11 protein-coding genes are annotated in these 13,256 nt (G+C 70.9%); 5 read left to right on the top strand and 6 right to left on the bottom strand.

Translation table 11 applies throughout. The features are described from left to right. Both HY68_RS10955 and HY68_RS10960 read left to right on the top strand, forming a co-directional pair. Nucleotides 1–914, top strand: a 914-nt coding sequence (locus HY68_RS10955; RefSeq protein ID WP_041987515.1) for a molybdopterin-binding protein, incomplete at its 5' end; no start/stop codon positions are given. A 20-nt stretch (nt 915–934) separates the two neighbouring features. Beyond that, nucleotides 935–1,990 (top strand): potassium channel family protein, encoded by a 1,056-nt coding sequence (locus HY68_RS10960; protein ID WP_041987517.1) that lies wholly within the window; start codon nt 935–937, stop codon nt 1,988–1,990. Nucleotides 1,991–2,033: 43 nt separating this feature from the next. Here HY68_RS10960 and HY68_RS10965 read toward each other — a convergent pair whose 3' ends face one another. After that, nucleotides 2,034–2,978, bottom strand: a complete 945-nt coding sequence (locus tag HY68_RS10965) for a ribose-phosphate pyrophosphokinase (protein ID WP_041987520.1) — start codon at nt 2,976–2,978, stop codon at nt 2,034–2,036. A 130-nt stretch (nt 2,979–3,108) separates the two neighbouring features. On the opposite strand from HY68_RS10965, the gene HY68_RS10970 reads away from it, so the two are divergent. Together HY68_RS10970 and HY68_RS10975 are read left to right on the top strand one after the other, a co-directional pair. Beyond that, the gene (locus tag HY68_RS10970; protein WP_041987522.1) at nt 3,109–4,089 is read left to right on the top strand and encodes an NAD(P)H-quinone oxidoreductase; all 981 of its coding nucleotides are present in this window, start codon (nt 3,109–3,111) and stop codon (nt 4,087–4,089) included. Between the two features lie 89 nt (nt 4,090–4,178). Beyond that, a complete protein-coding gene (locus HY68_RS10975; RefSeq protein WP_041987524.1) occupies nt 4,179–4,724 on the top strand; it encodes a bacterial proteasome activator family protein in 546 nt (181 codons plus the stop codon). 88 nt (nt 4,725–4,812) lie between these two features. Here HY68_RS10975 and HY68_RS10980 read toward each other — a convergent pair whose 3' ends face one another. The 5 genes from HY68_RS10980 to HY68_RS11000 all read right to left on the bottom strand — a co-directional run bounded on the left by HY68_RS10980 (nt 4,813) and on the right by HY68_RS11000 (nt 11,377). After that, nucleotides 4,813–7,656, bottom strand: coding sequence for an FtsX-like permease family protein (locus tag HY68_RS10980; protein ID WP_041987526.1), 2,844 nt, complete (start codon nt 7,654–7,656; stop codon nt 4,813–4,815). Then, nucleotides 7,653–8,369 (bottom strand): ABC transporter ATP-binding protein, encoded by a 717-nt coding sequence (locus tag HY68_RS10985; protein ID WP_041987528.1) that lies wholly within the window; start codon nt 8,367–8,369, stop codon nt 7,653–7,655. Before HY68_RS10985 ends, HY68_RS10980 begins: the two co-directional genes overlap by 4 nt. A 182-nt stretch (nt 8,370–8,551) precedes the next feature. Next, a complete protein-coding gene (locus HY68_RS10990; RefSeq protein WP_041987530.1) occupies nt 8,552–9,172 on the bottom strand; it encodes a PadR family transcriptional regulator in 621 nt (206 codons plus the stop codon). 86 nt (nt 9,173–9,258) lie between these two features. Beyond that, nucleotides 9,259–9,693, bottom strand: coding sequence for a hypothetical protein (locus HY68_RS10995; protein WP_041987532.1), 435 nt, complete (start codon nt 9,691–9,693; stop codon nt 9,259–9,261). A 52-nt stretch (nt 9,694–9,745) separates the two neighbouring features. Beyond that, nucleotides 9,746–11,377, bottom strand: a complete 1,632-nt coding sequence (locus tag HY68_RS11000) for a protein kinase (RefSeq protein WP_041987534.1) — start codon at nt 11,375–11,377, stop codon at nt 9,746–9,748. Nucleotides 11,378–11,712: 335 nt separating this feature from the next. Here HY68_RS11000 and HY68_RS11005 point away from each other — a divergent pair. Next, a partial coding sequence (locus HY68_RS11005) for a protein kinase (RefSeq protein ID WP_041995676.1) occupies nt 11,713–13,256 on the top strand: 1,544 nt, incomplete at its 3' end.

The raw sequence follows: 13,256 nt of genomic DNA on the forward strand, positions 1-13,256 counted from the left end.
GGGTCCCGCCCGAGGCGACCGCCGTCATCCGCAGCGAACATGCCCGCACGGACGCCAACGGCCATCTCCACGCCCAAGGCGATGTGGTGCAGGGTCAGGACATCCGGCCGCGCGGCCAGGAGTGCCGCTCCGGCGACCAACTGCTGCCCGCGGGAACACCGGTGACCCCGGCGGTCCTGGGTCTCGCCGCCGCGGCGGGCTACGACGAACTGCTGACCGTCCCCCGGCCCCGCGTCGAGGTGCTGGTCCTCGGCGACGAACTGCTCACCGAAGGCCGCCCGCACGACGGACTCATCCGCGACGCCCTCGGCCCGATGATCGGCCCCTGGCTGCGGACCCTCGGCGCCGAGATCGTCGCCACCCGCCGGATCGCCGACGACGCGGGCGCCCTGTACCGCGCGGTCACGCGCTCCACCGCCGATCTCGTCATCACCACCGGCGGTACGGCGTCAGGGCCCGTCGACCATGTGCATCCCGTGCTCCACAAGGCGGGCGCCGAACTGCTGGTGGACGGCGTCACGGTCCGGCCCGGCCACCCCATGCTGCTCGCCGGACTGGCCCCCGGACGCCACCTGGTGGGACTGCCGGGCAATCCGCTCGCCGCCGTCTCCGGGCTGCTCACCCTCGCCGAGCCGCTGTTGCGTGCCCTGGCGGGACGGCGGGCACCGCAGCCGTACCGGGTGCCGGTTCGGGACGAGATCCCGGGGCATCCGTCCGACACGCGCCTTGTACCCTTCGTCCACCGGGCCGAGCGGCTCGTACCCCTGCACTTCAGCGGTCCGGCGATGCTGCGCGGTATCGCCGCCGCGGACGGTCTCGCCGTTGTTCCGCCGGGCGGCGCGCTGCCGGGCGCCGAGCTGGAGGTTCTTGATTTGCCCTGGACGGCCGCAGTCGAGGGCGGGTGTTTCACGTGAAACTTCCCGGCCATGACGCGATGGCGCGGAACGCGGACGAGCATCTGGTCACCGCCCGGGTCGAACTGCCCCGCCGCCAGATCAACAGGCCGCTGGTCCAGGTCACCCGACGGCTGGTGATGGCGCTGGCGGTCCTGTTCGTGACGGTCTTCATCGTCTGGATCGACAACAGCGGCTACCACGACAACTCCGACAACAACGTCGACTTCCTCGACGCCGTCTACTACGCGACCGTCACGCTCTCCACCACGGGCTACGGCGACATCGTCCCCTACAGCGACTCGGCGCGGCTGGTCAATGTGCTGCTGGTGACCCCGCTGCGGGTGCTCTTTCTCATCATCCTGGTCGGTACGACCCTTGAGGTCCTCACGGAGCGCACCCGGGAGGAATGGCGGCTGAACCGCTGGAGGTCCAACTTGCGTGATCACACCGTCATCGTCGGCTTCGGTACGAAGGGCCGGTCGGCGATGCAGACCCTGTGTGCCACGGGCCTCAAGAAGGACCAGATCGTGGTCGTCGACCCCTCGGTCAAGGTGATCGAGGCGGCCAACGCCGAAGGTTTCGTCGGAGTGGTCGGTGACGCGACCCGCAGCGAGGTGCTGCTGCGGGCCGAGGTGCAGCGGGCCCGGCAGATCGTCATCGCGACCCAGCGCGACGACACGGCCGTCCTGGTCACGCTGACCGCGCGCCAGCTCAACCGCCCCGCCAAGATCGTCGCCGCGGTGCGCGAGGAGGAGAACGCGCCGCTGCTGCGCCAGTCGGGCGCCGATGCCGTGATCACCAGTGCCAGCGCGGCAGGACGGCTGCTCGGCATGTCCGTCCTCAGCCCCACGGCGGGCTCGGTGATGGAGGACCTGATCCAGCAGGGCAGCGGCCTCGACCTCGTGGAGCGCCCGGTGATAAAGGCCGAAGTCGGCCTGGGGGTACGGGAGACGGACGATCTGGTGGTGAGCGTGCTGCGCGGCCACCGGCTGATGGGCTACGACGACCCGCAGGCGAGCCCGCTCCAGCTGACCGACCGGCTGATCACCATCGTGCGGGCGGAGAACCCGGTGACGCCCGACGCGACGAGCTGAGCCGGCCCGAGGCGGCGAAGGCGGCGGCGGGGGCCGCCGCCGGTCAGGAGGCGTCGAACAGCGCGCTGACCGACTCGCCGTTGTGGATCCGCCGTACCGCCTCGGCCAGCGCCGGGGCGATCGACAGGACCCGCAGCTTCTCCGTGTGCTCCTCGATCGGTATCGGCACGGTGTTGGTGCAGACGATCTCCAGCACGTCCGGCTGCTCGGACAGCCGCTTCAGCGCGCCCGCGGCGAACAGCCCGTGCGTACAGGCCACCCGGATGGAGCGCGGGCCCCGCTCGCGCAGCCGGTCGAGGAGTTCCAGGACGGTGCTGCCCTTGGCGATCTCGTCGTCCAGGACGATCACGTCCCGGTCGGTGATGTCACCGATCACGGTGCTGATGGAGACCCGGTCGTCGGCGAACCGCTGTTTGGCGCCGGCCGCGACCTGCGCCCCCAGCATGCGCGCGAACGTGGCCGCCTCCTTGGCGTTGCCCAGGTCGGGCGAGACGACCGTGGTCCGCGACAGGTCGTAGCCGTGGAAGTGGTCGGCCAGCTCACGCAGTGCGTGCAGATGGTCGACGGGCACCGAGAAGAAGCCGTGCACCTGCGGCGAGTGCAGCGTCATCGCCAGCACCCTGCTGGCGCCCGAGGTCACCAGCAGATCGGCGACCAGCCGGCCGCCGATGGAGATACGCGGCGCGTCCTTCTTGTCCGAGCGGGCGTACGCGTAGTGCGGCATCACGACGGTGATCCGGCCGGCCGAGGCGCCGCGCGCCGCGTCGCACATCAGCAGCAGCTCGACAAGGTTCTCCTGCACCGGCGTGACCAGCGGCTGGATGATGAAGACGTCCCGCTCCCGGCAGTTGGCCTGGAGCTGGACCTCAAGACAGTCGTTGGCGAAGCGGCTGACCCGCGTGGGACTGAGCGGAACCCCCAGATGCGCACACACCTCCGCCGCCAACGCAGGGTGAGCACTACCGCTGAATACAGCGATATCTCGCACGAATCCGCTCCTCGGCTGGCCGATCAGGGCGTATCTCACACTAGTGGCCCGGCCACGGGCCCGCTGCGGCGAGGTCCTCGTGCGGGCGGGAACGGGTGAGCGCGGTACCGGCCGGGGTACGTTCGGGCGTATGAAGGCAATCACGATCACCGAACCGGGTGGGCCCGACGTACTGGTGTGGTCCACCGTGCCGGATGCCGAGGCAGGTCCGGGGGAGGTACTCGTCGAGGTGGCGGCCTCGGCCGTCAACCGGGCGGATCTGCTCCAGCGGCAGGGCCACTACGAGCCGCCGCCCGGTGCCTCCCCCTACCCGGGGCTCGAATGCGCGGGCCGGGTCGTCGCGCTCGGGCCGGGGGTGGCCGGCTGGGCCGTCGGGGACGAGGTGTGCGCGCTGCTGGCCGGCGGCGGTTACGCCGAGAAGGTCGCCGTACCGGTGGGGCAGCTGCTGCCGGTGCCCGCAGGACTCGATCTGACATCGGCGGCGGGGCTGCCCGAGGTCGCCGCGACCGTGTGGTCGAACGTGTTCATGATTTCCCACCTGCGGCCCGGCGAGACGCTGCTGGTGCACGGCGGCGCGAGCGGCATCGGCACGATGGCGATCCAGCTGGCCAAGGCGGTCGGCGCGCGGGTCGCGGTCACCGCGGGCGGTCCCGAGAAGCTGGCGCGCTGCGCCGAACTCGGCGCCGACATCCTGATCGACTACCGCGAACAGGACTTCGTCGAGGAGATCCGCAAGGCCACGGACGGCGCGGGCGCCGATGTCATCCTCGACATCGTCGGCGCGAAGTATCTGGAGCGGAACGTGCGGGCCCTGGCCGTGAACGGCCGGCTCGCCGTGATCGGGATGCAGGGCGGGGTGAAGGCCGAGCTGAACCTCGGCACACTCCTCGGCAAGCGGGCCGCCATCACGGCGACCTCGCTCCGCGCCCGCCCGGAGAGCGAGAAGGCGGCGATCATCGCCGCTGTGCAGGAGCATGTGTGGCCGCTGATCGCCGACGGACAGGTCCGGCCGATCATCGACCAGAAGCTGCCCATGGCCGACGCGGCGGGTGCCCATCGCGCCCTGGAGGCCGGTTCGCACATCGGCAAGATCCTGCTGGTGGCGGGCTGACGCCCGGATCCGGCGACGAATACGTGGTGTGCCCCCTTCGGCGAGGGGGCACACCACGCCGGGTCCGGCAGGTGCGAGACAATGGGCACATGGATAAGCCGAGGAACGAACGTTCGCAGGAGAGCCCCCACGTGCTCGTGGTGGGACAGGACGGGATGGCGCTCGGCGGCGGCGACGCCGACAGCGAGCCGCGCGAGATCCCGGTGACGGAAATGGTCGAGCAGCCGGCGAAGGTCATGCGGATCGGCAGCATGATCAAACAGCTGCTGGAGGAGGTACGGGCGGCCCCTCTGGACGAGGCGAGCCGGGTCCGGCTGAAGGAGATCCACGCCGGTTCGGTGAAGGAGCTGGAGGACGGGCTCGCCCCCGAACTCGTCGAGGAACTGGAGCGGTTGTCGCTCCCCTTCACCGACGAGGCCATTCCCTCGGAGGCCGAGCTGCGTATCGCGCAGGCTCAGCTCGTGGGCTGGCTCGAAGGGCTCTTCCACGGCATCCAGACGGCGCTGTTCGCCCAGCAGATGGCGGCCAGGGCGCAGCTGGAGCAGATGCGGCGGGCACTGCCGCCGGGCTCGATCCCCGAGGACGACGAAGACCAGGGCGGCCACGGCGCGCTCCGCTCGGGCCCGTACCTGTAAGCGAGCGGTATCCGTACACGAGCGGACTCGTACGACGACGGCCCGGCGCACCTCGCGGTGTGCCGGGCCGTCCGCGCGTCCGTCTCCGTTACGTCGCGGCCCTGCGGGACAGCGCCCCGCGCGAGCGGGTCACCAGCGCCGCCAGTACCGCGGCGCCCAGCGGGACGGCGATCAGGAGCAGCCCCAGCGTCTCCCAGGGGATGACGATCGGGATGTGCGGCACGGGCATCCTGCCCGACCCCGCGTCGATGGACTCCTGGTAGTTGGCCAGCGCCGACCGTTTCTCGGTCAGCCGCAGCCCTATCGCAGGCAGCACCCCGGACGCCGTGCCGAGCAGCACCCCCATCGCGGCCACCACCCCGCACTGGAAGCCGCTGAGCGTCCTGCGGACCCGGGAGGGCGCTCCGACGGCGGCGAGCGTCTTCAGATCGGCCTCGGCGTCGGCCTGGGCGAGGCCGGTGGCGATACCGGCCGCGCCGATGGTGACCAGACCCGCGAAGATGCTCAGCGACAGCAGCACGATGCTGTTCTTGCTGACGTAGCCCTTCTCGACCTGGAGATCGACGGAGCTGCCGGTCTTGGCGAGTTCGGAGTCCAGCTTCTGCTGCTGGGCGCTGCTCGGCATCGAGGTGGTCGAGAAGTAGGCGCCGAGCGGCAGGGTGCTGATTCCCGCCGCCTTGGCGGCGGCCGGCGGAATCAGCATCTCCAGGCCGTAGGCGTTCGTGCCCGCGGGAACCTGGTGCGTCGTGAACTTCTTGACGGTGCCCGGCGGGTCCTCGCCCTTGGCGCTGGCCTCGTCGGCGGCGGTCGGGTCGGTGATCAGCCGGATGCCCGCCTTGCCGTCCTTGCCGAGGTTCAGCTTGTTGAACGAGACCACATGGCCGGCGTCCAGCGCCTTGACGGCCGCCGGATCGTCGATGCCGAGGACGCTGAGCACCTTCGCGTCACCGACCGCCACACCGCCGTCGATGCCGCTGTACACGGTTGACTGGACGCAGCGCGGGTCGTCCGCGAGCTTGCGCCGCTCGGCCTTGGAGAACTTGGGCGTCTCGCCGTTGGCGTCGTTCTCCCAGAGCGGGCAGTTGTTGGCCGGGGGGACGACGACCTCGTAGCGCCCGCAGCCTTCGGCGTCGCTGTACGGGGAGCAGCCGGGCTTGCCGACGGAGATGCGGGCGATGTCCGCCTCCACGTCGACCGGGGTCGTCTTCGCGACGGCCTGGCGTGCGGTCGCCACGTCACGGCCGGCGTCCTCGGTGATCATCATGGAGATGGCCCCCCTGGGCAGGGACGGCTCGTACGCCGCCCTGTTCTCGGCGTCGCTGCTCGCCGCGTACGTGGACACGGCGACCGTACCGGCCACGGCGGCGAGCACGGCGGCCACGGCGGGCGCCGTACGGCCACGGTTGCGTACGGCGTCGCGCAGCGCGAGCCGCGGGGAGAGCGACATCCAGCGGCCCGCCTTGCCGAACAGCCCCACCAGGGCCGGGGTCAGCGCGACGACACCCAGCTCGGCGATGGCGCTGCCGCCGGCGACGACGGCGTACTGCTTGGTCATCGTCGACCCGTACAGGGCGAGCGCCCCGCCCAGCAGGAACGCGATCAGCCCGAGCGTCGGGAGCACCCTGCTGGTCCTGCGGACGCCGCGGCGGCCGGTGAGGGACGCCAGGACGGTCTGCCGGGACGCGGTGACCGCCGGGACGATCGCCGCCAGCAGCCCGGTCAGTACGGCGAGCAGCGCGATGCCGAGCAGTTCCAGCGGCCGGACGTTGAAGCTGCCGAACCGCTGGCCCAGGACGTCCTCGAGGACGGGCTGCAGGGCGAGGGTCAGGCCGACACCCAGCACCGTACCGACGACGGCCGAGGCCACGCCGATGACCAGGCCGCCGGAGAGCACGATGGCCCGGATGTGCCGGCGGTCGCCGCCGTTGGCGCCGACGAGGCCGAGCTGTCGGCGCGAGCGCCGGGCGCCGACGGCGAAGGCGGGTCCCGCCAGCAGGCAGATTTCCAGCATCGCGAGGCCCACGACGGTCGCGGCAGCGGCGAGTTGTTCCGAGGCGGCGGAGGATTCCTGGTAGTTGTTCCAGTCCTTCGACTGGAACAGGGGGACGTCGGCGTCGGCCGGCGGGTGCAGCATGACCGCTCGCGACAGCACCGTTATGCCGCTTTTGTTGGTTTTTTGCACCATGTTCCACGTGAAACCACCGGGCACGCTGACCAGCTGTGTGGAGGACTGGTAGCCGACTTCGAGTCCCTGCGCCTTGATGGCCTTGCCGAGCGGTGCGAGCAGCGCGCCGGGCAGCGCGTTGACCTGTTCGGCCTTCAGATCGCTCGGCAGTTCGTAGGCACCGACGATGCGGTAGTCGACGGCGAGCCCGCGTGCGGTGACCTTCGAGCCGATGTGCAGCCCGCTGTTCTTCAGGAACTGCGTGGTCGCCGAGACCTCGTTGATGTTCCGGGGGAACCGGCCCTTGGTGAGCCGGGCGATGCCCTTGGTCATCGGGTCCGTGGTGGTCAACTCGCGCACCTGGGTGGACAGCAGACCGTGGGTGGTGCGCAGCTTCGCCGAACCGACGGTGTCGGTCAGGGTCTTGGCGCCCGGCGGCAGGGCCTTGCGTATGTCGCCGTGGCCGTCGGGGTACGGCTTGTCGTCGAAGTCGCCGACCGGGTTGTACTGCTCGGCGTTCGGGGACTGGAGCAGGGGCGTGCCGCCGAGATCGGGATCGGTGAACCGCGCGTCGGCCGCGCCTATCTCCCGCCGCAGATTCTGCTCGGTGGACAGTTCGGCGCTGCGGATCGTCAGATCGGCGGCGCTCACCCCGAGGATGGGCAGCGCGATCATGGCGAGGACGAGGAAGCTGCGTCCCTTGAAGCGCCAGGCGTCGCGCCTGGCGATCCGGATCGCGGCACGCCAGGAGTGGTAACCGGTCATCACAGCTGGGCCGCCTGGCCGGTGAGCAGGGAGTCCGCCTCGCTGCGGATGGTCTGGTCGACGACGGCGCCGTCCCGCAGGAAGACCACCCGGTCCGCCCAGGCGGCGAACCGCGGTTCGTGTGTGACGAGGATGCCGGCGGCGCCCGCGTCGCAGCGGTTGCGCAGCAGGGCGAGCACCGATTCGCCGGTCTCGGAGTCCAGGGCGCCGGTCGGCTCGTCGGCGAGCACCAGCCGGCGGTCACCGACGAGGGCGCGGGCGATGGCCACCCGCTGCTGCTGGCCGCCCGACATCTCGTCGGGGAACCGGTCCGCCAGGGCTTCGAGCCCCATCTCGGTGAGTGAGGCGAGCGCTTCGACCCGGCTCTTGCGCGCGGAGACCCCGTCCAGTTCGCGCGGCAGGGCGATGTTCTCGGCCGCCGTGAGGGCGGGGATGAGGTTGTAGTCCTGGAAGACGTAGCCGATGCTGCGGCGGCGCAGCGCCGCTATCGTCTTGCGGTCGGCGGTGGTGATGTCCGTGTCCTCGACGATCACCCGCCCCGATGTGGGCATGTCGAGTCCGCCGGCGATGGTGAGCAGCGTGGACTTGCCGGAGCCCGAGGGACCCATGACGGCGACGAGTTCGCCGGGGAAGACATCGAGGTTGATGCCGCGCAGGGCGTGCACCTCGGTGGCCCCGCTGCCGTGGACGCGGGTCAGCTGCTGGAGCTGGAGCACCGGACGCTGTGCGCTTCGCGCGTCCGCCGAACTCTGTGACTCATGCGGCTGTTGTGGCTGCTGGGGCTGTTGTGACCGGGCAGGCATGTGGGGTCCCCCTTTGGGCGTACGTGTGGCGTATGTGTGGCGTGCGAATGGCGTTGTCGTCGGTGGCGGGACCGGCCGCGGGGGCCGGTCCCGGGTCAGCGCTGCTCGGCCGGGTGTCCGGCGGCCGTTCCGGTCACCGGGGCGGCCGGCTCCGGCGCTGCCGCGGTGTCCTCGTCGGGCGGCAGCATCGAGAGCCGCACCAGCCGGGCTTCGCAGTGGTCGAGCCACCTCGCCTCGGCCTCCGTCTGGAAGATCAGCTGTTCGAGCACGAGCAGCCAGGCCACCTCGTCCCGGTTCACCGGCTCGGTCCCGAGCGCGCGGGCCTTGAGCCGGGTGTAGTCCTGCATCGCCTGGACGGTGTGGTGGCGCTGCGACTGGATGACCTCCCGGATATCGACACCGGGCGCGCCCACCGCCATGGCGAGCTTGATCGCCAGTTCGTCACGCGGCGGATTGCTGCGGTCGACGGGGGTGCGGAACCAGGAGTTCAGCTCCGCGCGTCCGGGGTCGGTGATCGCGTACAGCGCGTGCCCCGACCCGTCCTCCCCGTCCTGCTCGACCATCCCGTCCCGTTCGAGCCGGCTGAGGGTCGTATAGACCTGGCCGACGTTGAGCGGCCAGGTGGCACCCGTGCGGCTCTCGAACTCCGTACGCAGCTGGGAGCCGTAGCGCGGACCGCGTTCCAGGAGGGCGAGTAGCCCGTGGCGAATCGACATACTCAGTATGTATACCGAGTATGTCGTCGTCCGCAAGCGACCTGAGAGGGAGCTGTGCGGGTAGTACTCAAGGGGGACGGACGCGGTCAGCGGCGGCGCAGTCGCAGTCCGAGAAAGCCGAGACCCAGGCCGAACAGGGTGATTCCGGCTCCCAGGGTGAGCACGGGCACCGGCCGTTCGGATGACTTCCCCACCGCTTGAGGGTCCGGTCGGCGGGCCGCGTCGGGCAGCGGGACATCGGGGAGCGGCGCGACGGGCGCGACCGACTGCGTGGCCGAGGGGGAAGGCGTACCGGCCGGGACGTCGGCCGAAGGGGTGTCCTCGGGGCGGGAGACCTCGGGCCCCGTCGTCCTGCCGGGCCGCTCACGGCCCTCCCCCGCCGGCCGCCCGGCCAGCGAGGCGCCCGCGTCGGGCGACGGGGGCGGTGACTCTTCGGCGTGCGCGACGACGGGCGGTACGGCGAGCAGCAGAGAGGCCGCAGCCGGCACCCAGCGGGCGCTGATTCGAAGCCGTGAAGTCACCGACTCAGCGTCACATGTGACTACACACCCGGCATCTCGGGCGCCCGGCGGGCTACTCCGGGTTGCCCGACGAGATCGTCAGCTCGAACTGGGTGCCCTTGGCGTCCATGGGGGAGCCGGCCGACGGGTACTGCTTGATCACCGCGTCCTGCGGGTACTGGGCGGTGTCGACGATTTCCTGCGGGTCCTTCCACGTCCAGTGAGCGGCCCGCAGACATGCCTTGACCGACAGCAGGTCCTTGTACCGCAGGTCGGGGGCTTCCACCTTCGTGGGGTCGCTGCCGTCCTCGATCGGGTCCGTGCACTTGTCGCTGTCGATCGTGCGGCTGCGGTCGGGGCCCAGATGACCGGCGACGGGCGCCGCGGTCTTCTCGTCCGCCTTGGTCTTGTCGTCGTCCCCGCCGGCCCGCATCGACAGCGCGATCCCGCCGCCGATCACCACCAGCGCGACCACGATCGAACCGACGATCACCGGCATGTTCCGCTTGCGGCCGCCGCCCGCGCCGCCGGTGGTCGTCGCGTGCGGCGACATCGAGTACGGCGGCGGCGTCTGCTGCCCCGGCAGCTGGTAGCCGCCCGAATGCGGATAGCCGTAGCCCTGCACCGGCTGGTGCATCGGCTGCTGGTGCAGGGGCTGGGGTGTCGGCGCGCCGTACGGGCCCGGCTGCTGCGGGTACGGCGTCTGCAGGCTCTGCGGCGGCGGCGCCTGCAGCGACTGGTCGACCGGCGGGAAGACCGCCGAGGCGACCCCGGCCCCGCTGTTCGTCGGAGCGCCCTGGATGATCACCGGCGCACCGGTCTGATGCCCCGAGGGCAGGACGCGCATGCACTCGTCGCGCATCGCCTCCGCGCTCGGGAAACGCTCGTTCGGGTTCTTCTTCAGCGCCCGCGCGACGAGCGCGTCCATCGCCGGGGTGACCGTGCGGTTGATGCTGGACGGCGGGACCGGCTCCTCCTGCACGTGCGCGTACGCGATCGCCAGCGGCGAGTCCGCGTCGAACGGCAGCCGGCCCGTGAGGAGCTGGAAGAGCATGATGCCGACCGAGTACAGGTCGGAGCGCGCGTCCACGCCGCGCCCCAGCGCCTGTTCGGGCGACAGGTACTGCGGGGTGCCGACGACCATGCCGGTCTGCGTCATCGACGTGACGCCCGACTGCATGGCGCGCGCGATGCCGAAGTCCATCACCTTGACCACGCCGCGCTTGGTGATCATCACATTGCCCGGCTTGATGTCGCGGTGGACCAGACCCATCTCGTGGCTGGTCTCCAGCGCGGCGAGCACGTCGGCCGTCACCTTGAGCGCCTTGTCGGCCGGCATCGCGCCGTACTGCGCGATGTCCGTCTGGAGGACCGAGCCGAGCGGCTGCCCCTCCACGTACTCCATGACGATGTACGGCATCAGCGAGCCGCCCAGATCGTCTTCGCCGGTGTCGAAGACCGAGACGATGTTGGTGTGCGACAGTTTGGCGACGGCCTGCGCCTCACGCCGGAACCGCTCGCGGAACGACTGCTCGCGGCCCAGTTCCGTGTGCAGGGTCTTGATCGCGACCTGCCGGTCCAGCGCCGAGTCGTACGCCAGATATACGGACGCCATGCCGCCTTCGCCGAGCAGGTCACGAAGCTGGTACCGGCCGCCCGCGACCGAACCGCCCGCGTAGCGGCCGTGTGCGCCGTCCTGACTCATGACTGTGCTTCCCCCTAGGCCGCGACGATGCGCGAAGATCCCCCTATTTACAGGGCAAGTCTGCCGCAGGCCCCTCAGACGTCAAGCGAGGTGCCCGTTCCGTGACCGTACGCACAGCAAGCGTCTCGGAAGCGTTACAAGAACCTCAAGGAATTTGCATGCCTGCCACGGCACCGGGTTTGATGACCGGTCTCAGTGCCGGACCGGCGTGTCACCGGAAGGCTGTAGCGTGACGTGGCATAGCACCCTTGGGACATACCGATAACACCGCGGTCCGCGCATGTGGACAGAACCCCCATGCCGACAGACGCGGACAGAAACGACGGCGAGGACTGATGTCACCCGAACCCGAAGCAGGCGGCGGCGGCGTGCCGGATGCTGCGGACTCCTGGGGCGTCGGCGGGCTGGTCGGCGACGGCCGCTACCGGATGACTTACCGCCTGGGCCGCGGCGGCATGGCGGAGGTGTTCGCAGCCGAGGACGTACGGCTCGGCCGTACCGTCGCCGTCAAGCTGCTCCGCTCCGATCTCGCCGAGGACCCGGTCTCCAAGGCCCGCTTCACGCGCGAGGCCCAGTCGGTCGCCGGGCTCAACCACCACGCGGTGGTCGCGGTCTACGACTCCGGCGAGGACACCGTGGGCGGCCAGACCGTCCCGTACATCGTGATGGAGCTGGTCGAGGGCCGCACCATCCGTGACCTGCTGGTCAACGCCGAGGCGCCGCCGCCCGAGCAGGCGCTGATCATCGTCTCCGGGGTGCTGGAGGCGCTGGCGTACTCGCACCAGCACGGCATCGTGCACCGCGACATCAAGCCGGCGAACGTGATCATCACGGACGCCGGCGCGGTCAAGGTGATGGACTTCGGCATCGCGCGCGCCCTGCACGGCGTGCAGTCGACGATGACCCAGACCGGCATGGTCATGGGCACGCCGCAGTACCTGTCCCCCGAGCAGGCGCTCGGCAAGGCCGTCGACCACCGCAGCGACCTGTACGCGACGGGCTGCCTGCTCTACGAACTGCTCGCGCTGCGGCCCCCGTTCATCGGTGAGACGCCGCTCTCCGTCGTCTACCAGCACGTCCAGGACGCGCCTGTGCCGCCGTCCGAGGTCTCGGACGTGGCACCGCCGGAGCTGGACGGTCTGGTGATGCGCTCCCTCGCGAAGGAGCCCGACGACCGGTTCCAGAGCGCCGAGGAGATGCGCGGCCTCGTCCAGTACGGGCTGCAGATGCTCCAGCAGCAGGGCAGCCACACCGGCACCTGGAACACCGGACCTGTGGACGCGCTCGGCGGCGCCGGCGCCATGGGCGGTACGGCGACGACGGCGGCGCTGGGTCACCCGCCGCACAGCGACACCGCCCAGCGCCCGCTCCTGCCGCCGGTCAATCCGGAGGACGGGGCGTACGCGTACGACGGCGGCAGGGGCGGTGGCGGCGGGCGCAACAAGATGTGGCTGTTCGTCGCGCTCGCGCTGGTCGCGATCGTGGCGGGCGCGGCGTACGCGGTGCAGAGCATCGGCGGCGACAACAAGAAGGAGACCCCCTCCGACAAGCCGTCGGCGACCGTCTCGCAGACGAAGGACACCGCTGAGCCGACGCCTTCGGACGACGAGGGCGACCAGCAGTCCACGGACCCCGACTACACCTCGGGCGACAACGACCAGCCGGACTACACCCCGAGCGCTCCCGAGGCCCCGGCGCCCTCCCACTCGCCGAAGCCGTCCGACGATCCGTCGGCTTCGAACACCGGGTCGGCGGACGGCGGTACGGACGCGGGCGGCACCGACGGCGATCCCTCGGGTCCCCCGGTCAGCGACCCGCCGACCGGCGGCGGCGACGACGGCGGCGGCACGCCGGGCACCAACGCCGGCGGCGACGACGG

The organism is Streptomyces sp. AcH 505, assembly GCF_000818175.1.
In the GTDB taxonomy this organism is placed as follows: Bacteria; Actinomycetota; Actinomycetes; order Streptomycetales; family Streptomycetaceae; genus Streptomyces.